Origin of the sequence: Duganella levis, from assembly GCF_009857605.1 — a bacterium.
GTDB classification, from domain to species: domain Bacteria; phylum Pseudomonadota; class Gammaproteobacteria; order Burkholderiales; family Burkholderiaceae_D; genus Rugamonas; species Rugamonas levis.
The window spans coordinates 1-24,347 of the sequence record NZ_WWCT01000037.1; the positions used below are offsets into that span (position 1 = coordinate 1).

General features: G+C 62.7%; 26 protein-coding genes. 14 read left to right on the forward strand and 12 right to left on the reverse strand.

Features of this window, described 5'->3' with window-relative positions; all coding sequences use genetic code 11:
- From GTP69_RS28555 to GTP69_RS28575, 5 genes are all read left to right on the forward strand, one after another.
- Positions 1–450 (forward strand): EamA family transporter (locus GTP69_RS28555; protein WP_161058043.1); only part of this gene is annotated, 450 nt, incomplete at its 5' end.
- Positions 451–522: 72 nt separating this feature from the next.
- Positions 523–1,458, forward strand: a complete 936-nt coding sequence (tal, locus tag GTP69_RS28560) for a transaldolase (RefSeq protein ID WP_161058044.1) — start codon at positions 523–525, stop codon at positions 1,456–1,458.
- A 100-nt stretch (positions 1,459–1,558) separates the two neighbouring features.
- A complete protein-coding gene (locus tag GTP69_RS28565; RefSeq protein ID WP_161058045.1) occupies positions 1,559–2,632 on the forward strand; it encodes a patatin-like phospholipase domain-containing protein in 1,074 nt (357 codons plus the stop codon).
- A 99-nt stretch (positions 2,633–2,731) separates the two neighbouring features.
- Positions 2,732–4,360, forward strand: coding sequence for a methyl-accepting chemotaxis protein (locus tag GTP69_RS28570; protein WP_161058046.1), 1,629 nt, complete (start codon positions 2,732–2,734; stop codon positions 4,358–4,360).
- An 86-nt stretch (positions 4,361–4,446) separates the two neighbouring features.
- Positions 4,447–6,081, forward strand: a complete 1,635-nt coding sequence (locus GTP69_RS28575) for a methyl-accepting chemotaxis protein (RefSeq protein WP_161058047.1) — start codon at positions 4,447–4,449, stop codon at positions 6,079–6,081.
- Here GTP69_RS28575 and hemW read toward each other — a convergent pair.
- From hemW to GTP69_RS28600, 5 genes are read right to left on the reverse strand one after another with little or no spacing between them, the layout of a single operon-like run.
- On the reverse strand, positions 6,017–7,279 hold the full coding sequence (gene hemW / locus GTP69_RS28580) for a radical SAM family heme chaperone HemW (protein WP_161058048.1): 1,263 nt from the start codon (positions 7,277–7,279) through the stop codon (positions 6,017–6,019). The genes GTP69_RS28575 and hemW overlap by 65 nt on opposite strands.
- Positions 7,276–7,860, reverse strand: coding sequence for an RdgB/HAM1 family non-canonical purine NTP pyrophosphatase (rdgB, locus tag GTP69_RS28585; RefSeq protein WP_161048009.1), 585 nt, complete (start codon positions 7,858–7,860; stop codon positions 7,276–7,278). The genes hemW and rdgB overlap by 4 nt, the downstream gene beginning before the upstream one ends.
- An 8-nt stretch (positions 7,861–7,868) precedes the next feature.
- A complete protein-coding gene (gene rph / locus GTP69_RS28590) occupies positions 7,869–8,603 on the reverse strand; it encodes a ribonuclease PH (protein WP_161058049.1) in 735 nt (244 codons plus the stop codon).
- 9 nt (positions 8,604–8,612) lie between these two features.
- A complete protein-coding gene (locus GTP69_RS28595; protein WP_161058050.1) occupies positions 8,613–9,554 on the reverse strand; it encodes a PP2C family protein-serine/threonine phosphatase in 942 nt (313 codons plus the stop codon).
- Between the two features lie 17 nt (positions 9,555–9,571).
- Positions 9,572–10,567: a serine/threonine protein kinase gene (locus GTP69_RS28600; protein ID WP_161058068.1), complete on the reverse strand. Its 996-nt coding sequence runs from the start codon at positions 10,565–10,567 to the stop codon at positions 9,572–9,574.
- An 88-nt stretch (positions 10,568–10,655) separates the two neighbouring features.
- Here GTP69_RS28600 and GTP69_RS28605 point away from each other — a divergent pair, with 88 nt between their 5' ends.
- Positions 10,656–11,546, forward strand: a complete 891-nt coding sequence (locus tag GTP69_RS28605) for a YicC/YloC family endoribonuclease (RefSeq protein ID WP_161058067.1) — start codon at positions 10,656–10,658, stop codon at positions 11,544–11,546.
- A 44-nt stretch (positions 11,547–11,590) separates the two neighbouring features.
- Here the strand turns inward: GTP69_RS28605 and GTP69_RS28610 are convergent, their stop codons facing one another.
- The 3 genes from GTP69_RS28610 to GTP69_RS28620 are packed head-to-tail and all read right to left on the reverse strand — an operon-like array spanning position 11,591 to position 14,487.
- A complete protein-coding gene (locus tag GTP69_RS28610; RefSeq protein WP_161058051.1) occupies positions 11,591–12,685 on the reverse strand; it encodes a S41 family peptidase in 1,095 nt (364 codons plus the stop codon).
- An 18-nt stretch (positions 12,686–12,703) separates the two neighbouring features.
- The gene (locus GTP69_RS28615) at positions 12,704–13,456 is read right to left on the reverse strand and encodes a LytR/AlgR family response regulator transcription factor (RefSeq protein WP_161058052.1); all 753 of its coding nucleotides are present in this window, start codon (positions 13,454–13,456) and stop codon (positions 12,704–12,706) included.
- On the reverse strand, positions 13,453–14,487 hold the full coding sequence (locus GTP69_RS28620; RefSeq protein ID WP_371868179.1) for a sensor histidine kinase: 1,035 nt from the start codon (positions 14,485–14,487) through the stop codon (positions 13,453–13,455). Before GTP69_RS28620 ends, GTP69_RS28615 begins: the two co-directional genes overlap by 4 nt.
- Before the next feature lie 206 nt (positions 14,488–14,693).
- Between GTP69_RS28620 and GTP69_RS28625 the strand changes: the two genes are divergently transcribed.
- On the forward strand, positions 14,694–15,080 hold the full coding sequence (locus GTP69_RS28625) for a nuclear transport factor 2 family protein (RefSeq protein ID WP_161058053.1): 387 nt from the start codon (positions 14,694–14,696) through the stop codon (positions 15,078–15,080).
- Here the strand turns inward: GTP69_RS28625 and GTP69_RS28630 are convergent, their stop codons facing one another.
- Positions 15,081–15,368 (reverse strand): putative quinol monooxygenase, encoded by a 288-nt coding sequence (locus GTP69_RS28630; protein ID WP_161058054.1) that lies wholly within the window; start codon positions 15,366–15,368, stop codon positions 15,081–15,083.
- Between the two features lie 71 nt (positions 15,369–15,439).
- On the opposite strand from GTP69_RS28630, the gene GTP69_RS28635 reads away from it, so the two are divergent.
- From GTP69_RS28635 to GTP69_RS28650, 4 genes are all read left to right on the forward strand, one after another.
- Entirely contained in the window at positions 15,440–16,183 is a 744-nt protein-coding gene (locus tag GTP69_RS28635) for a DUF72 domain-containing protein (RefSeq protein ID WP_161058055.1), read from the forward strand.
- Between the two features lie 83 nt (positions 16,184–16,266).
- Positions 16,267–16,905, forward strand: a complete 639-nt coding sequence (gene gmk, locus GTP69_RS28640) for a guanylate kinase (RefSeq protein WP_161058056.1) — start codon at positions 16,267–16,269, stop codon at positions 16,903–16,905.
- Between the two features lie 25 nt (positions 16,906–16,930).
- Positions 16,931–17,134 carry a DNA-directed RNA polymerase subunit omega gene (rpoZ, locus tag GTP69_RS28645; RefSeq protein WP_056443456.1) on the forward strand — a complete coding sequence of 68 codons (204 nt, stop codon included), beginning with the start codon at positions 16,931–16,933 and terminating at the stop codon, positions 17,132–17,134.
- Between the two features lie 82 nt (positions 17,135–17,216).
- Positions 17,217–19,550, forward strand: coding sequence for a RelA/SpoT family protein (locus GTP69_RS28650; RefSeq protein WP_161058057.1), 2,334 nt, complete (start codon positions 17,217–17,219; stop codon positions 19,548–19,550).
- A 32-nt stretch (positions 19,551–19,582) separates the two neighbouring features.
- Here the strand turns inward: GTP69_RS28650 and GTP69_RS28655 are convergent, their stop codons facing one another.
- The 3 genes from GTP69_RS28655 to greB form a co-directional block, all read right to left on the reverse strand.
- Complete coding sequence (locus tag GTP69_RS28655; RefSeq protein ID WP_229261193.1) at positions 19,583–20,158, reverse strand: transposase; 576 nt, start codon at positions 20,156–20,158, stop codon at positions 19,583–19,585.
- Positions 20,159–20,298: 140 nt separating this feature from the next.
- A complete protein-coding gene (locus GTP69_RS28660) occupies positions 20,299–21,234 on the reverse strand; it encodes a hypothetical protein (RefSeq protein WP_229261194.1) in 936 nt (311 codons plus the stop codon).
- Positions 21,176–21,742 (reverse strand): transcription elongation factor GreB, encoded by a 567-nt coding sequence (greB, locus tag GTP69_RS28665; protein ID WP_110844707.1) that lies wholly within the window; start codon positions 21,740–21,742, stop codon positions 21,176–21,178. The genes GTP69_RS28660 and greB overlap by 59 nt, the downstream gene beginning before the upstream one ends.
- A 49-nt stretch (positions 21,743–21,791) precedes the next feature.
- Between greB and GTP69_RS28670 the strand changes: the two genes are divergently transcribed.
- From GTP69_RS28670 to GTP69_RS28680, 3 genes are read left to right on the forward strand one after another with little or no spacing between them, the layout of a single operon-like run.
- Positions 21,792–22,361, forward strand: a complete 570-nt coding sequence (locus GTP69_RS28670) for a hypothetical protein (protein ID WP_161058058.1) — start codon at positions 21,792–21,794, stop codon at positions 22,359–22,361.
- Between the two features lie 12 nt (positions 22,362–22,373).
- Positions 22,374–23,570, forward strand: a complete 1,197-nt coding sequence (locus GTP69_RS28675) for a sensor histidine kinase (RefSeq protein WP_161058059.1) — start codon at positions 22,374–22,376, stop codon at positions 23,568–23,570.
- A 48-nt stretch (positions 23,571–23,618) separates the two neighbouring features.
- Entirely contained in the window at positions 23,619–24,266 is a 648-nt protein-coding gene (locus GTP69_RS28680; protein WP_161058060.1) for a response regulator, read from the forward strand.
- Positions 24,267–24,347: the final 81 nt, after the last annotated feature.

A 24,347-nucleotide genomic window follows, 5' to 3' on the forward strand; every position in this document is an offset into this window, starting at 1 on the left:
GGCGCCGACACCGCCGCCAACCGCGACGCCCGCCGCCGCGCCACCGGCTTTGCGCTGCTGAACGCCGCCGTCATCGCTGCCTACACCATGATCGACGCGGTCGGCGTGCGGCGCTCGGGCGCCCCGGCCGGCTACACCATGTGGCTGTTCGTACTGACCGCCGTGATGCTGTTGCTCTGCTCCACCAACCGCTGGGCTGAACTGCCGGCCTACGCCCGCCGCCATGCGCGGGTAGTGCTGCTGGGCGGCGGCGGCACGCTGGCTTCGTATGGGCTGGCGCTGTGGGCCATGACGCTGGCGCCGGTGGCGGCGGTGGCGGCGCTGCGCGAGACCTCGATCCTGTTTGCCGCCGTCATCGCCGCCCTGTTCCTGCGCGAGCGGCTGGCGCCGGGGCGCATCGTCGCCGTCAGCCTGATTGCCTGTGGCGCAATTGTCATGCGGCTGGGCTGAATTGGACGGAAACGCGGCAGGTTCGGAGTAAAATAAACGGACAACAACTTCTTTATCAGAATGGCAGTGCTTATGAACCAACTCGAACAACTCAAACAATACACCACCGTAGTTGCCGACACCGGCGATTTCCAGGCCATCCAGCAATACACGCCGCGCGACGCCACCACCAATCCGTCGCTGATCCTGAAGGCGGTGCAGAAGGAAGAGTACAAGCCGCTGCTGGAAAAAGCCGTGCGCGACAACATGGACGCCAGCACCGGCGAAGTGATCGACCACCTGCTGGTGGCGTTCGGCAAGCAGATCCTGCGCGTGATTCCGGGCCGCGTCTCGACCGAAATCGACGCCGCGCTGTCGTTCAACACCGCCGGCTCGGTGGCCAAGGGCCGCGAGTTGATCAAGCTGTATGAAAAGAACGGAATCGAGCGCGAGCGCATCCTGATCAAGATGGCCTCGACCTGGGAAGGCATCCGCGCGTCCGAGATCCTGGAAAAAGAAGGCATCCACACCAACATGACGCTGCTGTTCTCGCTGCCGCAGGCGATCGCCTGCGCTGAAGCGGGCGCCCAGCTGATTTCGCCGTTCGTCGGCCGCATCTACGACTGGTACAAAAAATCGACCGGCATCGACTACGAAGGCGCGGAAGATCCGGGCGTGCAGTCGGTCAAGCGCATCTACAACTACTACCGCAAGTTCGGCTACAAGACCGAAGTGATGGGCGCCAGCTTCCGCAACACCGGCCAGATCCTGGAACTGGCCGGCTGCGACCTGCTGACCATCAGCCCGGACCTGCTGCAGAAGCTGGCCGACACCAACGCCCCGGTCGAGCGCAAGCTAAGTTCGGACAGCGGCAAGAACGCCACCATCGGCAAAATCGCGATGGATGAAGCCACCTTCCGCTTCATGCTGAACGAAGACGCGATGGCGACCGAAAAAACCGCCGAAGGCATCCGCGCCTTCGTCGCCGACACCGGCAAGCTGAAGCAAATCATCTCCGGCATGCGCTAACCCAAATCCGGGGTCAGGTCCGGCATTCGGACACGAGCACAACCGTAGCGGCTGCTACGGTTGTGCTCGTGTCCGAATGCCGGACCTGACCCCGACTTTTATGACTTCTTCGATTACGATTCGGTTGGGACGGCGGGCGCGGGAGCGGATTGTGGCCGACGGCGTGCAGGCGGCCGATATCGCGATCGTGCCGGCTGCCGCGGGCGGGCCCAAGGGCCTGATCCTGCATGGCCTCGATTGCTGGATGTTCGGCGAATTCTTGCGCCACGCGCCACGCCAGCGGCGCTTGATTGGCGCGTCGATCGGCGCCTGGCGCATGGCGGCGTCGGCCTTCGACGATCCGGTCGCCGCGCATCAGCGGCTGGTGCGGCTGTACGCCGGCCAGCGCTATCCCGCCAAGGTCACGCCCGAGTACGTCAGCCGCACCTGCCGCGCGCTGCTCGATGAATTGCTGGACGGCCGCGCCGCCGAAGCCGTCAACCACCCGCACCACCACGTCTCCGTACTGACGGTGCGCGGCATAGGCGCACTCGGCAATACCAATGGTGCCCGCTGGCGCGAGCTGGCCGGCTTCCTGCTGGCGGCCGCCGGCAACGCGCTGTCGCGCAAGCGCCTGGCGGCCTCGATGGAACGCGTGATCTTCCACCACCGCGACGACGACGCGCGCTGGCTGCGCGAGGAATTCGACGCCTTCGCCGGCCACTTCGTCGACCTGTCGCCAGACAATCTGCGCGACGCCCTGCTGGCCTCCGGCTCGATCCCGCTGGTGCTGCAAGCTGTGACCGATATCGCCGGCGCCCCTGCCGGCGCCTACTGGGATGGCGGCCTGATCGATTACCACCTGCACCTGCCCTACCAGCGCGATCCCGACCTGGTGCTGTACCCGCATTTCAGCGACGCCATCGTCCCCGGCTGGCTGGACAAGTCGATGCCCTGGCGCCGCGCGCGCGACCAGTCGCTCGACAATCTGATCCTGGTCTCGCCGTCGGCCGATTTCGTCCGCAAGCTGCCTAACGCCAAGCTGCCTGACCGCAAGGATTTCACCGTCTACGGCCAGGACCACGGCCGCCGCAATCGCGACTGGCTGCAAGCCATCGGCGAGAGCCAGCGCATGGCCGACGACTTCGCCCGCTGGTGCGAGCAACCCGACCTGAAGCAAGCCGCCAGTTTCTGACTCTGTTCCCAAAACGCAACGAACTGCCACGAAGGCGGCCACCAGCCGCCGCGACAGGTGCATACTTTATTTTCCGCTTTCTTGTTGGGAGTCATGATCATGAACGTCCTGTCGCAGATGCGTATCGGCACCCGTCTGGCCATCGGTTTCGCGGTGGTGCTGTTGCTGGCTATCCTGGCCACCTCGGTGGCGCTGGTCAACGCCCGCGCCAACGCCCAGGCCACCCGCGCCATGATGGAGCAGCCGCTGGCCAAGGAGCGGCTGGTGGCAGACTGGTATGTGCTGATCTACTCGGCCATCGCCCGCACCGCGCTGATCGCCCGCAGCAGCGACGATAAGCTGTCCGACACCTTTGCCGATGTCATCGCCGCCAGCACCAAGCGCGGAGGTGAGCTGCTGAGCCAGATCAAGGGCTTGCTATCGTCGGACGAGGAACGCAAGATGTACGACGAGATCACGGCGCTGCGCAACACCTACCAGAAAGCCAAGACCGACGTCATGAACGCCCGCAAGGCTGGCGACGCCGCCCGCGCCGAGCAGCTGTTCCAGAACAGCTTCTCGCCCTCCGCCTCGGCTTACCAGGACCGCGTCAAGAGCTTCCTCGCCATGCAGCGCAAGGCCATCGACGACACCGCCCACGCGATCGACGCCGCCAACGACCGCAGCAACGCGCTGCTGCTGGTGCTGGCCGGGCTGATGGTGGCCATCGGCTCGCTGGCGGCCTGGGTGATTTCGCGCTCTATTACCGTGCCGCTGAAGTCGGCGGTCGACATCGCCGCCACCGTCGCCAACGGCGACCTCACCACGCAATTTGCCGCGCGCCACGACAAGGACGAAATCGGCGACCTGATGACGGCGCTGAGCGGCATGAACGACGCCCTGCGCACCGTGGTCAGCCAGGTGCAGATCGGCACCAGCACCATCGCCACCGCCTCCAACCAGATTGCCTCCGGCAATATGGACCTGTCGCAGCGCACCGAGGAGCAAGCCAGTTCGCTGGAGGAAACTGCATCCTCGATGGAGGAACTGACCTCCACCGTGCGCCAGAATGCCGACAACGCCCGCCAGGCCAACCAGCTGGCACAGACCGCGTCGGATGTGGCAGAAAAAGGCGGCGCCATCGTCGGCCAGGTGGTCAACACCATGGGCTCAATCAACGATTCCTCGCGCAAGATCTTCGACATCATCAGCGTGATCGACAGCATCGCCTTCCAGACCAATATCCTGGCGCTGAACGCAGCGGTGGAAGCCGCCCGTGCCGGCGAACAGGGACGCGGCTTCGCCGTGGTGGCGTCCGAGGTGCGCAACCTGGCGCAGCGCTCGGCCGGCGCCGCCAAGGAGATCAAGGAGCTGATCGGCAATTCGGTCGATCAGGTGGAAATCGGCTCCAAGCTGGTGCAGCAGGCCGGCAGCACCATGGACGAGGTGGTGGCCAGCGTGCGCCGCGTGACCGACATCATGGCCGAGATCACCTCGGCCAGCAGCGAGCAAAGTATCGGCATCGACCAGGTCAACACCGCCATCGGTCAGATGGATAGCGTGACGCAGCAGAACGCCGCACTGGTCGAACAGGCGGCAGCGGCGGCCGCCAGCATGCAGGAACAGGCAGCCCGGCTGGCCGAGGTGGCGTCGTCCTTCCGCCTTGGCAACGACGGCTTGCACACCAGGCTGGCGGCGCCCGCCAAACGGCTGGCCTTGGGCCAAACATTGTATCCGTCAGCCATGTAATATTTCTGAAACAAAACTTCTTGCATAAAAGGATATACTGGGAGCGTTACCAATAATTACAGGCCGCTTGCGGTTTGAGACCAGTCATGTCCTTTCTTTCCCACATCCGTATTGGTTCCCGGCTGGCGCTGGGCTTTGCCATTGTATTAATACTCTCCATTATTTCGACCTCGTTTGCCCTGCGCAACGCGGTGCAAAACGCCGACGCCACCAAGCGCATGATGGCCGAGCCGCTGGCGCGCGAGCGTCTCGCCACCGACTGGTACACGCAGACCGCCGTCACCATCGCTCGCACCATCATGATGGCCAAGAGCAGCGACACCTCGCTGGCCACCACCTTCGCCGAAACCATGGCCGACGGCTCGAAAAAGGGCAACGTCATGAACCGCAAAATGGGTGAGCTGATCAGCAGCGACGAGGAAAAAGCCATCTACCAAGCCACGCTGGGCGTACGCGCCAAGTTTGTCGAATCCAAGCAGGCGCTGATGGATGCCAACAAGGCCGGCGACAGCGACAACGCGGCGCGCATCTTCACTTCCAGCTTCACGCCATCGGCCGAAGCCTACCAGGCCGGCATGCTGAAACTGGTAGAGTACGAGCGCAAGGTGCTGGACCAGATGGCTCAGGATGTGGAAGCCGCCACCAGCCGCAGCATCAATCTGTCGATCACGCTGGGCGTGCTGCTGGTGGCGCTGGGCGTGGTGTGCGCGGCGCTGATTTCGCGCAGCATCACGCGGCCGCTGGAATCGGCCATCGGCGTCGCCACCACGGTGGCCAGCGGCGACCTGACCACCGAATTCGGCGTCGCCTCGCGCGACCAGATCGGTGACCTGATGCGCGAGCTGCAAGGCATGAACAATGAGCTGGTCAAGGTGGTGGGCGATGTCCAGCACGGCGCCAAGGCGATCGCGCTGGCGTCCAGCGAAATCGCCGCCGGCAACCATGACCTGTCGGCGCGCACCGAGCAGCAGGCCAGCGCGCTGGAAGAAACCGCCGCCTCGATGGAAGAACTGACCACCACCGTGCGCCAGAACGCCGACAATGCCCGCCAAGCCGACAAGCTGGCGCATGCCGCATCAGCGGTGGCCGAGCAAGGCGGCGCCATCGTCAGCAAAGTGGTGGATACCATGGGCGCCATCGACGGCTCGGCGCGCAAGATCGTCGACATCATCGGCGTCATCGACGGCATCGCCTTCCAGACCAATATCCTGGCGCTGAATGCGGCGGTGGAAGCGGCGCGCGCCGGCGAGCAGGGTCGCGGCTTTGCCGTGGTGGCGTCCGAAGTGCGCGGCCTGGCGCAGCGCTCGGCGGCGGCGGCCAAGGAGATCAAAGGCTTGATCGACAATTCGGTGGCGCAGGTGGATGCCGGTTCGCAGCTGGTGCAGCAGGCCGGTGCCACGATGGCGGAAGTGGTGGCCAGCGTGCGCCGCGTGACCGACATCATGAGCGAAATCACCGCCGCCAGCTCGGAGCAAAGCATCGGCATCAACCAGGTCAACGAAGCGATTACGCAGATGGATGAGATGACGCAGCAGAACGCGGCGCTGGTGGAACAGGCGGCGGCAGCGGCGGCCAGCATGCAGGATCAGGCTGCGTCGCTGGCCGGCGTATCGTCGCAGTTCAAACTGCGTAGCGATGCCGGCGCAGCGTCGCGCTTCAGCCCTTCAGGAACATCTCCTGCAGGTCGTTCAAGAAGCGTTGGCCTAATTCCGTCGGCTTGATGATCTTGTAGTCGCGATACAGCAGCCCTTTGGCCTCGGCCGCATTGAGCTGCTTGTCGATGGCGTTGATGCTCAAGCCGGTGCGTTCGCTGAACAGGTTGGGATCGAAGCCGCCGTGCAGGCGCAGCGTGTTGAGCATGAACTCAAAGCCCATGTCCTCGCGCTGGATCTCATACTCTTCCTGCACCGGCGCGCCCAGTTTGACCTGTTCCATATAGGCCTTGGGCTGCTTGTAGCGGGCCTGGCGCAGGATGCGGTGCGGGAACGACAGCTTGGAATGCGCGCCCGCGCCGATGCCGAGGTAATCGCCGAACTCCCAGTAATTCAGGTTATGGCGCGCGCGGTGGCCTTCCTTGGCGTAGGCCGAAATCTCGTACTGGTTGTAGCCGTTGGCGGCGGTCAGCTCGGCGATCATGTCCTGCATGTCTGCGCTGGCGTCGTCGTCCGGCAGCGACGGCGGATACTTAGCGAACAGCGTGTTCGGCTCCATCGTCAGGTGATACAGCGACAGGTGCGGCGGCTTGAACGCCATCGCCGTTTCCACGTCGGCGCGCGCTTCTTCCAGCGTCTGCGAAGGCAGCGCGTACATCAGGTCCAGGTTGAAGTTGTCGAAGTTGTCCAGCGCGATTTCCACCGCGCGTCTGGCTTCGCCGTCGTCGTGGATGCGGCCCAATGCTTTCAGGTGCCGCGGATTGAAACTCTGGATGCCGATCGACAGCCGATTGACGCCGCTGGCGCGGTAGGACTTGAACTTCTCGGCCTCGAAGGTGCCGGGATTGGCTTCCATCGTGATCTCGCAGTCGCTGTCCAGCGGCAACAAGGTGCGCATATCGGACAGCAGGCGGTCCAGCCCTGCGGCCGACATCAGGCTCGGCGTGCCGCCGCCGATGAAGATCGTATAAATCTTGCGACCCCAGATCAGCGGCAAGGCCTGTTCCAGGTCGGCGCGCACCGCGTCCAGGTATTCCTGTTCGGGGAAGGCTTCGCCCTCTTTCGGCTCGTGCGAATTGAAATCGCAGTACGGGCATTTGCGCACGCACCACGGGAAGTGGATGTACAGCGACAGCGGCGGCAGCGCCGTCAGGTTCAGCGCACCGCCTTGCAGGTATTTCGCAGCGACGCCGGCGGCTTCGCTGATGTCGGCTGCTGGCTTGGCGTTTGCCTTGGTGCTGGCGCCGACGACTTTAATCGGGATCATTTCAGTTTCTCTACCAATGCGCGCAATGCCTGGCCGCGATGCGACAAGGCGTTTTTCTCTTCCGGCGCCAGCTCGGCGGCGCATTTGCCGAGCGACGGGATGAAGAAGTAAGGATCGTAGCCAAAGCCGCCCTCGCCGCGCGGCGTATCAACCATCACGCCGTTCCAGCGGCCGTCGGCGATGATCGGCTGCGGATCGTCGGCGTGGCGCACGAACACCAGCACGCAGTAGTAATACGCGGACTTGTCTTCATGTTTGGCCAGTTCAACGATCATCTTCTCGTTGTTGCGGGCGTCCGATTTCGGCTCGCCGGCAAAGCGCGCCGAGTACACGCCGGGCGCGCCGCCCAAAGCATTGACGCAGACGCCGGAATCGTCGGCCAACGCCGGCAGGCCGGTGATGCGCGCCGCGTGGCGGGCCTTTTGCAGTGCATTTTCAACAAACGTGTGAAAAGGTTCATCTGCTTCAGGGACGTCGTACTCGCCCTGCGCGTGCACGGAGAAGCCGACGGTGGACAGGAGCTCGTTGAACTCCTTCAGTTTGCCCTTGTTGTTGGAGGCGAGGATCAGGCGTTTGGTCATGGCGTATTTTACTCCGTGATGCCCAGTGCCTGTTTTTGCAGCTTGACGATGTCGGCGATGCCAGCCTGCGCCAGGTCCAGCAGGCGGTCCATGCCGGCGCGGTCGAACGCTGCCCCTTCGGCCGTACCCTGCACTTCGATGAAGTGGCCGGCGTCGGTCATCACAACGTTCATGTCGGTGTCGCAGTTGGAGTCTTCCACATAATCCAGGTCCAGCACCGGCGTGCCCTGGTAGACGCCGACCGAAATCGCCGCCACGAAGTGCTTCAGCGGGATCGCCGGAATCGCGCCGCGCGCCACCAGCTTGGAGAATGCGTCATGCGCCGCCACCATGGCGCCGGTGATCGAGGCGGTGCGGGTGCCGCCGTCGGCCTGGATCACGTCGCAGTCCAGGTGCAGCGTGCGTTCCCCGAAGGCTTCCAGGTCGAACGCGGCGCGCAGCGAGCGGCCGATCAGGCGCTGGATCTCCTGGGTGCGGCCGGACTGCTTGCCGCGTGCCGCTTCGCGGTCCATGCGGGTGTTGGTGGAGCGCGGCAGCATGCCGTATTCGGCGGTCAGCCAGCCCTGACCTTTACCCTTCAGGAAGCCCGGCACTTTGTCTTCGATGCTGGCGGTGCAGATCACCTTGGTGTCGCCGCATTCGATCAGCACCGAACCTTCGGCGTGCTTGGTGAAATCGCGGGTCAGACGCAGGGTGCGCAGCGCATCGACAGCGCGGCCGCTAGGACGGGTTACAACAGTCATGGGGTTTCCTTATTTGAGTATTTGGGAGGATTTCTCGATCGCCCCGCGGATTTCCGCGATGGCTTTTTCAATTTCGTCGTCATCGAAGGCGTCGGCCGGCGCGGCATCATCAACTGCCGGCGTGTCGCGGATGGTGGTGCTGTGCAGGTCTTGCGGCAGCGCTTCGGTGGAAATCATGGTGGCCGTGATCGGCCCCAGATTATCCGCCATGGTGCTGCCCTGCCACATGATGGCCAGCGCCGTGACGTTGTCGCTGGCGCCGCCCGCCGCCGTCAGCGCGGCCTGCAGTATATCCGGTACGGCGCGCACCACGGTCTGCGCGTGCATGCGGCGTACCAGTTCATCGTCCGGCAGCATAGACCACAAACCGTCGGAGCACAACAGCACCAGGTCGCCCGGCAGCAGGCTGGCGCCGGCCGAGACTTCCACCTTGGGCAGGCTGTCGGCGCCCAGGCAGTTGAACAGCTTGTTGCGGTCCGGATGGGTGGCGCGCTCGGACGGCTGCGCCAGTCCGCGCGAGATCAGGTGTTCCACGTGCGAGTGGTCGCGCGTGCGCGCCAGCGTTTGGCCGTCGCGCAGCCAGTACAGGCGCGAGTCGCCGCAGTGGGCCCAGGTGGCGGTGTTGTGCTGGATCAGGCAGGCGACGATGGTGGTACGCGGCGCTTCCGGCATCTGCTGCTCGATGCGGTACTGGTGAATGTCGCGGTGGGCGGCGTGGAAGGCCTCCTCCAGGAAGCGCTGCGGCTTCTTCACGTAGGGCTGCGCCTGTTGCTGGAACATTGTGGAGATGGTTTGCAGCGCCACCGTGGCCGCCACTTCGCCACGCAGGTGGCCGCCCATGCCATCGGCCAGCACCAGCAGCAGCGCATCGCGCGTAAAGCTGTAACCCATGCGGTCCTGGTTGACCTTGCGGCCGCCGATGTGGCTTTCCTGATACACGGAGAATTGCATGGTGTCGTCCTCTCGATTCAGACCAGCGTGTCCGGGCCGGCCTTGGCACGCGCGCCGCTGCCGCCCAGCCTGCCCATCAGGCCGCGCAGCTTGTCGATCATGGTCGGCGGGGCTGGCGCCGGCATCGCATCAGGCACGGCAGCCTGCAAGCCCTTCTGCACCGCGAACAGGCTTTGCGGCCGGTCCAGCGGCTCCACTTCCAGGCACCAGCGCACCAGTTGCACCAGTTCCACTGAATAAAGTCCTTTCAGCTTCTGGAAATGGCTGGCCATCTTATCCTCGCTTTTGCGCTGGTCGGCCGGCTGCGGCGGCGAGCCGACCATGCAGGCGAACATCGATGCGCCGATGCTGTAGATGTCGGTCCACGGCCCCAGCCCGGTCTTGGCGTACAACTCGGGCGGCGCGAAGCCGGGGGTGTACATCGGCGTCAGCGTCGGCAGGTCGGTGTTGACGGTCTGGCGCGCGGCGCCAAAGTCCAGCAGCATCGGCGTGCCGTCGGTGCGCAGGTAGATATTGGCCGGCTTCAGGTCCAGGTGCAGCAGCTGGTTGGCGTGGACTTCGCGCAGCCCCTTGACCACCTGCGTGAAAATGGTGCGGATGAAGGCTTCGCCCACTTTGCTGCCCTTGCCACGCTGCCGCTGGATGTGTTCCTGGAGCGAATGACCCGATTCGTAGGCCATAACCATATAAACTGTTTCATGCGCGCGGAAGAAATTGAGCACACTTACAACATTCGGGTGGGAGATGCGGGCCAGCGCCCGGCCCTCCTCAAAAAAGCACTTGAGGCCGATGCGGAACACGGGAAGATGGGCTTTTGAGACGGAAGGCACCAGTTCGCCGGGCTGCCGCAGCGCCAAAGAACTGGGCAAATACTCCTTGATTGCCACCGCGTTACCATCAGTATCATATGCAAGGTAAACAATACTGAACCCACCGGACGCAATTTTCTTTACAATGCGATATCCAGCAATTTCCAGACCATCTGGTAACGGGGCGTTGTTTTGTGCAGCCATAAGATTCCTCGCCTCAACACCCGGATTGTGTGGATAAATCACTGTTTTGTAAAGATTAAATCGGGGATATCCATTGAGCATTTCCAGCATGACGGGCTACGCGGTCGCCACCAGTGAAAGTGCGGCGGGAACACTGACCATTGAAATCAAGAGCGTCAACTCACGATTTTTGGACTTACAGTTTCGAATAAACGACGATTTGCGAGCGCTCGAACCCGATTTACGCTCCGCGATCATGGGCGCCATCACGCGCGGCAAGGTGGAATTGCGCCTCAGCTTCGGACGCAAGGCGGCTACCACCGGTACCCAGGCGCTGAATCTGCCATTATTGACCGAAATACAACGCTTGCAGGGCGAAGTGGGCGGCCTGTTCCCCGGCGTGCAAACGATGTCAGTAGCAGAGTTACTGCGCTGGCCCGGCGTTATCGAAGAGGCGCAGATCGGCCAGGAGTCGCTGCAGGCTGATGTCGCTACCCTCGCCGGTCGCACCATCGAAGCGTTTGTGACCAGCCGTCAACGCGAAGGCGCGGCGCTGGAAGCCATGCTGATTTCCCGCATCGAGGCGATGGAAGCCATTGTCAAACGCATCACCCCGCTGATTCCGCAAGTGGTGGCGGCGTTCCAGCAGAAGGCGATCGAGCGCATGCAGGATGCGCTGGGGCTGGCGTGCCAGGGGTCGAATTCCTCGCTGTCGCGCCAGGATGCACTGGAGCGGATTCGCCAGGAAGTGATCCTGTACGGCATCCGCATCGACGTGGCCGAGGAGCTGGGCCGCCTGTCGGCGCACTTGACCGAGACCCGCCACATCCTGAAAAAAGGCGGCCAGGTCGGCAAGCGCCTGGACTTCATGATGCAGGAACTGAACCGCGAAGCCAATACGCTGGGCGCCAAGGCGTCGGTCAAGGAACTGGCCGATGCCTCGATGGAGCTCAAGCTGCTGATCGAACAGATGCGCGAACAGGTGCAAAACCTGGAGTAATCAACAAAGGAGCCGCGGCTCCTTTTTTTTCGCCGCCGGTGCGCTTAGGGCTTCGGCTTGAGCGTATAAACCGGCTTGTCGGTTTCGCCTTTCTCCGTCATGGCAAGCAAGCGCTGCAGTTCCTTGCGCTCGTCGCCCTCCTTCGCAGCGTCCACCAGGTTGCGCAGGATGGCAACATGCGCCGTCTGCAACGCCTGTGCTGCGGGCACGGCGACGTCCGGTTTCACGCCGACATGCTCCCAGTTGGTTTTGGTGACGAAATTGATCATGCGCGACGTCGGGATCGCGACCATGATGTCGTGTCCCAGGCTGAACCGGCCAATGGGGTTGGACGCGCCGATGGTGGTTTCGCCGACCAGGGTGCCGCGCTTCAGCACCTGGAAGTCATACGCGCAGTCCTCGGCGGCGGAGCCTGTCCGGGCCGAGATCAGCACATACACCGGCTTGTCGTAACGCTGCGTGACCGTCGGCACGGTCCATATCTGCTGCGTCGTTCCGGTCGGGCGTTCATAGATATCGATCAGGTGGAGCACTTCGCCCACCGGGAAGAAATGGCTCATCAGGTAAGCCACGCTGTCCGTGCTGCCACCGCCGTTGCGGCGCAGGTCGAGGATCAGCGCATCCGTGCCCGCCAACAGCGATATCGCCGCCGTGTACGCCGGGCCGATGAAATGCGCGCCACCGAAGCGGCGCAACTCGATGTAGCCGACGTTGCCGGGAAGGCGTTCGATCTTCTCGATGTCGTAGCCGCGCCGCGCGGTTGCGTCGCGCCATTGTTCTATCTGAGCGCGGCTCGGCGGTTCCTCGGTACCGCTGCTCTCCCTGAAACCCTCGGAACGCTCGGCGCTGAAATGCATGTCGCCGCTGAATTCGCGCAAGTCTTTCTTCAGCGCGGCACTGAACGCCGTCGCGGTGGTAGCAGCCGCATAGCCTCCTTCGGCATTTTTCCTGGCGATGGCACTGCCTACCCGTTCGACCTGCGCTGTGTCGATGTAGTTCGCATTGATTTTCGCCACCAGCGTCTGGACGATTTCGGTACGGTCGGATGCGCTCAACACGGTGTCTTCCGCCGCAAAAGCGGAAGGCGACAACAGCACGACCAGCACGGCCGCTGCAAGCAACTTCTTGCTACCTAACATACATTCCTCCAGGTTGGACTACGAATCGGTTTTGGTATTGAGCTGTTGCAGCGCCTCCGTCAAGGCAGGCATATAGGAGCGGCTGGCGCGCAGCACGCTGCCGTCGCGCAGGCGCAGCATGGCGTCCCGGTTAGTGAGCGAACGCAGTTCGGTGATCATGTCCAGCCGCACGATGGACGAGCGGTGCACGCGGTGGAACTGGCGCGGATCGAGCTGCATGGCCAGGTTGTGCAGGCGTTCCCGCACCAGCCAGGTCTTGCCGTTCGCATGCAGCGAGGCGTAGTCGCCGTCGGCCTCGATGCGCTCGACGTCGGCAACCGGCACCAGCACCGTGCGCGATCCCACGCGCACGCTGAAGCTGCGCATCGCCGGTGCCGCTGGTGCTGCGGCACGGCTTTGGCAGCGGTAGGGAAACGCCTGCTGCGCGCGGTCCAGCGCTTCGTCGAAGCGTTCGTCATCGACCGGCTTGAGCAGGTAATCGAGGGCGGCCAGTTCGAACGCCTGCAGGGCGAAGCCTTCGTAGGCGGTCAGCAGGATCGCCATCGGCCGCTGCGCCGGCGGCAGTGCGGCCAGCATGTCGAGGCCGCTCTTGCCCGGCATCTCGACGTCGACGAACACCAGGTCGGGCTTGAGCGCCATAATCCCTTCGTACGCGCTGTCGCCGTCACCAAATTCGCCCACCAGCTCGAAGGCGCCGCGCTGCGCCAGCCTGACCTTGACCGCCAGCCTGGCCAGCGGCTCGTCGTCGACGATCACCACCCGGATGTTCACGCCACCACCTCCATACCGCGCAGCGGCATGGAAATCTGCACGTGGAAGCGGCCGTCCGGACGCCAGCCGGCATCCACCTCCTGCTCCGCGCCGTACAGGTGGCGCAGGCGTTCCCGGACGTTGGTCAGGCCGATGCCGCTGCCCGCGTTCGCCGATGGTTGGCCATCGTTCTGCACGTCGATCAGCAGGCGCGCGCCGGCGCGTTCGACCAGAATATCCAGCCGACCGGGCGCGGCCAGCGGCGCGATGCCGTGGCGGATCGCATTCTCCACCAGCGGTTGCAGCATGAGGTAAGGCACGATGCTGCCGAGCAGGTCGGGGCCGGTCTTCATCGTCAGTTGGAGGCGCTCGCCGAGGCGCGCCTTTTCGATCGCCAGGTAGGCGTCGAGCAGGGCCAGTTCATCGGCCAGCGCATGCTCGTGGCGGCCGTCGTGCGCCAGGGTGGCGCGCAGGAAGTCGGCCACGCACGCGAGCATGCGGTTGGCTTCACGATTGGACTGGGCCGACACCAGCGCCGAGATCGCGTTCAGCGAGTTGAACAGGAAGTGCGGATTAACTTGCAGGCGCAGCGCGCGCAGCTCGGCGTCGCGGGCCGCGCTTTGCGCCTGGGCCAGATGCAGGCGGACCTGCTGCAGCGACAGGTAATAGACCATCACCGCGTGGACCGCGCAGAACGCGATCAGCGCCAGCCAGCAGCCATCCAGCCCCCGCAGCAGCTCGTTCCAGTGGTAGCCGGTGACCCGCCCGAGCGCGATGGCCAGGAACTGCCCCATCACGGCGTTGAGGACCGACATCACGTAGCTGCTGGCCAGCAGCACCAGCGCCATCCGCGACCAGGGCCATTCGCGGCGCCACATGGCTCGCTGCAGCAGCGCCAGCGGCACCAGCCACGCCAGACAGGCGGCGAAAAAAGCGATGCGGAAGGTCAGCACATAGTCATTATCGAAGGCCGGCAGGCTGAGGATGACCATGCAAGCGCACACCGGCACTGCCGCCAGCACGGGAACGAGCAAAGGAGTTTCGACTTTCACGCTGGATTTCCGAGGTACGAAAGCGTTCACCTTAAGCGATCGCCGCACGGCGGTCCAGTCCCATGCGGCGACCCGTGCATTCCTTGCGGCGAGCCGGTCGGCGATTATCCACATATGGGAATAAACATTTCGTCTTTAGCGGATTTATCCAATAATCGACTGGCGTTACAGTGGAGTCACTTCAACTTCTTACCGAAAGAAATATCATGAAAAACGCTAACCAACTGCTGCACGCCTACCTGGCCAATATCCAAACCCCTGCCGCCGCTGCGGCGCTGTTTGCCGAAGACGGCGTGCTGGAACTGCCATCGCTGGGCCCGCAAGTGCGCGCGGTCGGCCCCGCCGCGATCGAAAGCTTCATCGGCGGCCTGCTGAAAAAAGTGCCTGACTTCTACTTCAAAGATGTGCAACTGTTCATCGACACGGAAGACAAGGTGTTCGGCGAATACAGCGTGGAAGCCCTGGTGCCGTCGACCGGCAAAGTCTACAAACAAACCTACGCCGGCATGCTGGTGGCCGAAAACGGCAAAATCAAACACCTGCGCGAAGCCCTCGACACCCTCGCCGCCGCCAAAGCCTTCACGCCGGATTGATTACACGATCTGATTCAGCTTGAGGATCTGGATGTCGGCTTTGCCGCCGACGGCTTTGACCAGTTCCTGGAAGTGTGGCGTGGCTTCGTGGGCGCTCAGGGCGGCTTCATCGCGCCAGGCTTCCAGCATGACGAAGCTGGCGTGGTTGCCGAGGTCGATATTCAGGTCGTAGCGGAGGCAGCCGGCTTCCGCGCGGCTTGGCGGCACCACCCGCTCCAGCGCCTCGCGCACCAGCACTTCATTGCCTTCTTTCGCGGTGATGGTGGCGACGACGATCAGATCTTTCATGGTATATCCCTGTCTAAGCTAAAAAAACGATACTATCACCGGCGCACAAACTCAGCAGGAGAGCAGACCATATGGCAGAGATACGGGCCGGCATCGGCGGCTGGGACTTTGCGCCCTGGCGCGAAACCTTCTACCCCAAAGAAGTGCCGATCAAGAAGCAGCTGGAATACGCCAGCACGCAAGTGACCAGCATCGAAATCAACGGCACCTTCTACCGCACCGCCAAGCCCGAACACTTCGCCAGCTGGGCCGAGAAAACGCCGGACGATTTCGTGTTCTCGGTCAAGGCCTCGCGCTACGCCACCAACCGCAAGGTGCTGGCCGAAGCGGGCGAGTCGATCGCGCGCTTCATGGACAGCGGGCTGACCGAACTGGGCGACAAGCTCGGCCCCATCCTGTGGCAACTGGCCGGCACCAAGCAGTTCGATGCCGACGACCTGGAAGCCTTTTTCAAGCTGCTGCCGGCCAAGCTCGGCAAGCGCAAGTTGCAGCACGTTTTGGATGTAAGACACGACAGCTTTCGCAACGACGATTACCTCAAGCTGGCGCGCAAATACAAGGTCGCCACCGTCATCACCGACTCGCCGAAATTCCCCAACTTTACCGAGCTCACCGGCGACTTCGCCTACGCCCGCCTGATGGACGCGCACAGCGACATCGAAACCGGCTACAGCAAGCCGGCGCTGAAGAAGTGGGCCAGGCAGGCACATGCCTGGCAACAGCAAGCCACGTCCGGCCAGGTCTACGTGTACTTCATCAACGGCGCAAAGGAACGGGCGCCGGCGGCGGCGCAACACTTGCTGTCGTTGCTGTAAATTGGGTTCCGCTCGTTGCTCTTGGTAAAATACATCTTTGGGCGACGGAAAACGTCGCCCGCTGACGAATTTGAAAGATCAACATGAGCTCAACCAAGGCATTTTCGGGCAGCCTGTTCGTGGTGGCGGCGCCGTCCGGCGCCGGCAAGTCGACGCTGGTCAACGCGCTGCTGGCCAAGGAACCGTCCATCAAGCTGTCGATTTCCACCACCACCCGCGCGCCGCGTCCGGGCGAAACCCACGGCCAGCAATACTACTTCACCACGGCGGAAGATTTCGTCGCGCGCGCCGACAACGGCGAGTTCCTGGAGTGGGCCGAAGTGCACGGCAATTACTACGGCACCTCGCGCCTGATGGTCGAAGAACAGATGAAATCCGGCACCGACGTGTTGCTGGAAATCGACTGGCAAGGCGCGCGCCAGGTCAAGAAACTGTTCCCGCAAGCGGCCGGCATTTTCATCCTGCCGCCATCGATCGACGCGCTGGAAGATCGCCTGAAAAAACGCGCCACCGATGAACCGCACGTGATCACCAAACGGCTGCTGGCGGCGGGCGGCGAAATCGCCCACGCTCCCGAGTTCGAGTATGCTATTATCAACGAAGAATTCGACGTCGCGCTGTCGGAATTGACAGCGATAGTCCGAGCGGCCCGTTGCCGGTTTGCGCAACAAGCGGCACGCAACACCTCGCTCTTTGCCCAGCTGGGCATCCACGCTGAATAAATACACAAGATTTTAGGAGTTTTAGATGGCCCGCATTACGATTGAAGATTGTCTGAAAAATATACCGAACCGTTTCCAGCTGACCCTGGCCGCCACCTACCGCGCGCGCCAACTGCTGCAAGGCCACACCCCAAAAGTGGAAGCCAAAGACAAGCCGACCGTGGTCGCCCTGCGTGAAATCGCAGCCGGCAAAGTCGGTCTGGAAATGTTGAAAAAGGTCCCAATGTAAGTTGGGACCGCGTTCCCGATCAATGCGAATGTGGTATGTTTTGTAGCAGCTAGACATTCTCATCGAGACGGAACGCATACGTATGAATCTGATCCCTGCCGATCCGACACTGAGTGACACCCCGCCCACCAGGGCAAAACGGCCGACCAAAGCGTCGGCTGTTGTCACGTCTGAGACCAGCGCAGGGGACAACACTGTCTCCGCCCCACCTGCCCCACCCCCAGTCCCGCCTGTGATTTCCTCGTCGCCCCTGGCCACGCCTCCTGCCCTGACGGCCGGTGTTGCGTCGGTATCTCATCTCACCGAAAAACTGGCCGAATACATGTCGGCCGCCGATCTCAAAAAGGTCAAGGAAGCCTATCGCTTCTCGGACGAGATGCACCTTGGCCAATTGCGCAAGTCGGGCGAGCCGTACATCTCGCACCCGATCGCGGTGGCGGAAATCTGCGCCGACTGGAAGCTGGACGCGCAAGCCATCATGGCCGCGCTGCTGCACGATGTGATGGAAGACCAGGACGTCAAGAAGGACGAGCTGATCGAGCGCTTCGGCGCGCCGGTCGCCAACCTGGTGGACGGTCTGTCGAAGCTGGAAAAAATCGAGTTCCAGAGCCAGATCGAAGCGCAGGCGGAAAACTTCCGCAAGATGCTGCTGGCCATGGCTTCGGACGTGCGCGTGATCCTGATCAAGCTGGCCGACCGCCTGCACAATATGCGTACCATGGATGTGATGAAGCCAGCTGCCAAGGCCCGCATCTCCAAGGAAACCATGGAAGTGTATGTGCCGATCGCGCACCGTCTCGGCCTGAACAATATCTATCGCGAACTGCAGGATTTGTCGTTTGCCCATTTGTTCCCGCTGCGCTATCGCGTGCTGGGCAAGGCCGTCAAGGCGGCGCGCGGAAATCGCCGCGAAGTGGTCAAGAAGATCCTGGAGTCGGTGAAGAACACGCTGTCCACGGCCAATATCGAAGCCGAAGTGTATGGCCGCGAAAAGACGCTGTTCGGCATATACAAGAAGATGCGCAACAAGCACCTGTCGTTCTCGCAGGTGCTGGACGTGTACGGCTTCCGCGTGGTGGTCGACAACTTCTCCGAATGCTATGTGGCCCTCGGCACGCTGCACCAGTTGTACAAGCCGATGCCGGGCAAGTTCAAGGACTATATTGCGATTCGCAAGCTGAACGGCTATCAGTCGCTGCACACCACCTTGATCGGCCCGTACGGCACGCCGGTGGAGTTCCAGATCCGCACTCAGGAAATGCACCGCACCGCAGAATCGGGCGTGGCGGCGCACTGGCTGTACAAGAATGGCGACGCCAATATGTCGGACTTGCAGCAGCGCACCCACGCGTGGCTGCAATCGCTGCTGGATATCCAGCAGCAGACCGGCGACTCGGCCGAGTTCCTGGAACACGTCAAGGTTGATCTGTTCCCCGATTCGGTGTACGTGTTTACGCCGAAGTCCAAGATCATCGCGCTGCCGCGCGGCGCTACCCCGATCGACTTCGCATATGCGATTCACACAGGGATTGGCGACCACACAGTATCGGTCACCATCAACAACGAACCGGCGTCGCTGCGCACCGAGTTGCGCAATGGCGACATCGTCGAGATTGTGACGGACTCGAACTCGCGGCCAAGCCCGAGCTGGCTGTCGTTCGTCCGCACCGGCAAGGCGCGCTCGGCGATTCGCCATCACCTGCGCACGATTAACTTGCCGGAATCGATCGCGCTGGGTGCGCAGTTGCTGGCGCAGGCGCTGACCTCGCTGGGCATCAGCCCGGATCTGGAAGATCATCTGGTCGAGCGCTTGCTGAAGGAATCGAGCGCCAAGTCGCTGGATGAGTTGTATGCCGATATCGGCGTCGGCAAGCGCATGGCGGCCTTGGTGGCGCGCCATATCTTCGGCCTGCGCGGCGGTGAATCGGCCAGCGCGCCGATCGATCACAACAGCGCGGCCGAGCTGGACCCGGTGACCATCTGCGGCAGCGAAGGCGTGTCGGTGCAACTGGCGCCGTGCTGCCTGCCGATTCCGGGCGATGCGATTATCGGCCAGCTGCGGCGCGACCAGGGATTGCTGGTGCATACCTCGGATTGCACGCAGGCCAAGCGCCAGCGCGCCAAGGAACCGGATCGCTGGATCGCCGTCAAGTGGGGCACGGAACTGAACCGCCGTTTCGACAGCCGCATCAAGCTGCTGATCAACAACGAAAAAGGCATCCTGGCGCGCGTAGCGGCAGAGATTGGCGAGTCGGACGCCAACATCACCTACGTCGGCATGGACGAGGACAAGGACAACGTGCTGCACCAGCTGCGATTCACCGTGCAGGTGAAAGACCGCGTGCACCTGGCAGGCCTGCTGCGCAACGTGCGCCGCGTGACCGGCGTCAACCGCATCCTGCGCGAACGCAACTAGACCCGCACTAAGTGGCTACGCATTCGTATCGCTTAAGGCTGCGGGTTAGGATGCTGATGGTTGGCGACAAAGGCTGAGTCGCCCAGCACCCCGCTGCTATTGCCGGCGGCACGAATCTGCTCTATCAGCATTGGTGTGAGGGTCTGCTGAAATAGCCGCAAATACGCCTGCCGACGCTCCGATGCATCCAGCCCCAACCTTTCATACACTGAGTGCGGCGTCACCACCCCATCATGCCGCCCTTCAGCATTCGTCCGGTAACTGGACCACTTGTAATTCCCCGGAAACCGCACCATTCCCGCCCTTACCGGATTCAGTTCAATATACCGCTGACACGTCAACAAATATCCCTCAGTCTGCACCAGACAACTTTTGTACCGCCCATCCCAAGGCGACCCAGATGCTCCATGACGTTTGTTAGAACGCTGCGCATACCGCTGCCCCACGCCCTTCATCATCCCCGCCAGTTGCTCCACATCCTCCACACTCAACAACAAGTGCACATGATTACTCATCAGCACATACGCATGAATCTGACACCCTGCAATAACAGCTTCCTCATGCAGCCACTGCCGGTACGCGGCAAAATCCTCATCCACAAAAAACATCGCCGCCGGTCATGCCCTCGCTGAATCACATGCAGCGGAACAGCAGGCAATACAACACGAGAATGGCGTGGCATGGCAGCTCTCCCCAGTATCCAGCCAAACTAGCAGACACCGGGCCGCCATTTTCTGAGCTGACGCAATTAGCGTTGCTGATCCAGCGGGTCGAACCAGTAGGCTTTGTTGGACAGCGGGGTTTGTGGCGACAGCAGCGGGTTTTCCAGCCGGAAGATGCGGCGTTTGCGCAGGCTGACTTTGTCAATCAGCGCATCGTAGAATTGATGGAACAGCTGGTCGAAGCGGCCGTCGGCGATGAGTAATTGCATGCCGTATTCCAGCCGCTGCGCCAGCCGCCGCTGCTGGGCGCCGCCGACGAAGAAGTAGCGCGGCGACGGCACGTACAGCGCAAAGCTGCGCTCCAGCGCCAGCGTCGGGAAGGCCGGCATATACGCCGCCTGTTCATATACCGCCTCGTCTATCGCGCGCGGAAAGTGCTGGAAGCGCCCGGCCGCCAGCATGCCGTGCAAGCCCGCCGAGGTGCTGCCCTCCACCACATGGAATCCCGCCTGCTTGTAAGTGGTCGTCAGGCTCCACTGGCGGCCCGCGCCCAACGACAGGGACTTTAGTTGCTCGACATTGCGCACCGCGTTGAACAAGTTCTGGTTGCGGCTGTCGATCAGCGAGATGCGGTAACAGGAAATCCCCTTGTCGAGCGGGATGCGGATCGGGGTCAGCTTTTGCTCCCACTCCAGCGACGTCACCTGTCCGCTCAGGTTGACCAGCTCGCCCTTGATCATTTCCTGCAGCAGCCGGTCGCGCTCCATGCGCAACTGGGCTATCTTCAGTTCGTACGGCCCGTATTTGGGCCGCGACGCGTCCAGCGCCGCTTGCAGCAGATGCACAATGTGACTGTCGCTGTACTGCGATTTGCTGGAATTCATGTCGATGGTATAGACATCGACCGCACACGCCATGCCCTGCCAGCCGGCCAGCGCCAGCAGGCACAGCCACCTCCCGAACTTAATCAGCGACAGGCGCAGGATAGCGGACCTCCAGGATATCCAGTTCTTCGACGCCATGCGGCGCCTGGAAGGTGATGGTATCGCCTTCGCGCGCCTTGGTCAGCGCGCGCGCCACCGGCGCCACCCAGCTGATCTTGCCGTTCAGCGGGTCCAGCTCGTCGATGCCGACGATGGTGATGGTGCGTTCCTCGCCGCTCTGGTTGCTGTAAGTCACTGTGGCGCCAAAGAATACTTGATCACTGCCAAAATGCGCACTCGGATCAACAATGGCCGCCGAATCCAGCCGCTTGGTCAGGAAACGGATGCGGCGGTCGATTTCGCGCAGCCGGCGCTTGCCGTAAATGTAATCGCCGTTTTCCGAGCGGTCGCCGTTGGAGGCGGCCCAGTGGACGATTTTCACCACTTCCGGCCGGTCGACGTCGATCAGTTGCAGCAATTCTTCCTTGATGCGCTGGTAGCCCTCGGGACGGATGTAGTTCTTCGAGCCAGCCGGGATCGCCAACGCCAGCGCTGCGGCTTCGTCGTCATCGTCCTGGTCGCTCTCTTTGACAAAGGCTTTATTCATACGGGCTATTGTAACGGCTTTCACGTATCATGCTGTCGAAGGAACAACCATGAGAACACTGCACCGCTTCCGACGCTGGCTGTTTGCGCCGCTGGTTTATCTGGCGGCGCTGTTGCTATTGCTGGAAGACTGGCTGTGGAACCTCGGCTCGCGGGTGATGAACCGGCTGGCCCAGTGGCCGCCGCTGCACCGGCTGGAAGCGTGGATCTGCCGCCTCGGCCCGAAGGCGGCGCTGGTGCTGTTCGTGCTGCCGGCCACCCTGCTGTTTCCGGTCAAGCTGCTGGCGCTGTGGGCCATGGCCAACGGCTATCCGCTGACCGGTGTGACTGTGATCGTGCTGGCCAAGCTGGGCGGCGCGGCGGCCGTGGCGCGGCTGTATCTGCTGACGCGGCCGGTGCTGATGACCATCGTCTGGTTCGCGGCGCTGCTGGGCTGGTTCCTGGCGCTGAAGGAACGCTGGATCGAACGGCTGCGCGCCACCCGCGCCTGGCGCAAGGTCGAAGCGCTGCGCAAGGCCTTCCATCACTGGCGCCAGCATGCCACGCCGCGTCCCGGCAGCTGGCTGGCGCGCTTCCGCCGCCTGCTGCGGCGCTTCCGCCGCCGCTGGGACACGCGCTAGAATAGCAGTCACATGAGCGCAACCGTCCCCTCCCCTCACGATAGCCTGGCCCTGGTTGCCGAACTGGAGCAGGTGCGCGCGCGCTTTGCCGCCATCGTCTCGAACACGCCGGGCCTGGTGTACCAGTTTGTGCTGCACGCCGACGGCCAGGTCAGCTTTCCCTATCTGAGCGACGGCTGCCAGGCGCTGCTGGGTCTGACCACGGCCGAACTGCATGCCACGCCGCAGCGCTTTCTCGACCTGATCCTGCCGGAAGACCGCCAGTCCTACCAGGACGCCATGCGCGCCTCGGCGGCGGCGCAGTGGAGCTGGAACTGGGAAGGCCGCATCTGGGTCGACGCCTGGAAAGACGTCAAGTGGATCAACCTGCGCAGCACGCCGCACATGCTGGCCGACGGCGCGGTGCGCTGGGACGGCATCATGACGAATATCACCGACAGCAAGCTGGAGCAGATGGAAGTGCGCCACTCGCGCGCCCGGCTGGCCGAGCTGAGCGCGCACACCGACCGCGTCAAGGAACAGGAGCGCACCCGCATCGCCCGCGAAATCCACGATGAGCTGGGCGGCAACCTGACCGCCATCAAGATGGCGGTGGCGATGCTGGCGGCGCGGCTGGAGCACGGCGCGGCCGAGCCGGCGCTGCGCGACAAGACTGATTATGTCGACCAGCTGGTCGACCGCACCATCGAGGCGATCCACCGCATTTCGCTGGACCTGCGGCCGCCGCTGCTGGACCTGGGACTGGTGGCGGCGCTGGAGTGGCAGGTCAAGGAATTCGACAAGCAGACCGGCATTCCCACCAGCTTCAGCGCCAACCAGCGCGATATCGGCCTCGACACCGACCAGGCAACCGCCCTGTTCCGCATCGCCCAGGAGGCGCTGACCAATATCGCCAAGCATGCGCACGCCACCAAAGTCAGCGTCAAGCTGGCCAGGCTGCGCCATCACGTCAGCCTGAAAATCAGCGACAACGGCGCCGGCATCGCCCAGGCCGACCGCAGCAAACCGGCCTCGTTCGGCCTGCGCGGCATGGCCGAACGCGCGCGCGCGCTGGGCGGGACGTTGACCCTGAGCCACGCCAGCGGCGGCGGCACGGTGGTCGCGATCAAGATTAAGCAAGAAATTAAGCCAGATACTGCACAGGACAGACTCATGCCGCCCGCTGCTGGCGCTACAATAGCGGAAGAAAACATTTCTGCCGCGAAATAATGTGTCTTAGCGAACACAAGGCAGGAAACACAGGGTAAAAGAGAGTTCATGACAGAAAAAGCCATCATCAAGGTCTTCATCGCCGATGATCACGCCATTGTGCGCGAGGGCTTGAAGCAAATCCTGGCCGAAACCCGCGACATCGTGGTGGCCGGCGAGGCGGAAAATGGCCTGGACGCCATCAAGCTGTTCCGCAAATCCGAATGCCAGGTGATGCTGCTTGATATCTCGTTGCCAGATCGCAACGGTATCGAAGTGCTCAAGCAGATCAAGAAGGAAAAGCCGGAGCTGGCGGTGCTGATGCTGTCGATGCACCGCGAGGACCAGTACGCGATCCGCGCGCTGAAGGCCGGCGCCGCCGGCTACCTGACCAAGCAGAGCGCGCCGAAGGAACTGGTGACGGCGATCCGCCAGGTCGGCAGCGGCCTCAAGTACATCAGCGCGGCGCTGGCGCAGGAATTGGCCAACCACGTCGGCGAGGACCACGAGGCGCCGCTGCACGACACCCTGTCCGACCGCGAATATCAGACCCTGACCATGATCGCCTCCGGCAAGACGGTGGGCGTGATCGCCAAGGAACTGTCGCTGTCGGTCAAGACGGTCAGCGAGTACCGGGCCCGCCTGCTGGTCAAGATGAAGCTGAAAAACAGCGCGGAACTGACGCATTACGCCATTAAAAATCAACTCATTGAATAAGCCAGAGTAAGATAACAACTCCTGCGCAGCTTTGTTGTTGCCGAAAGGAAAATGGTTAATGCTTTGATGAAAGCCACCTTC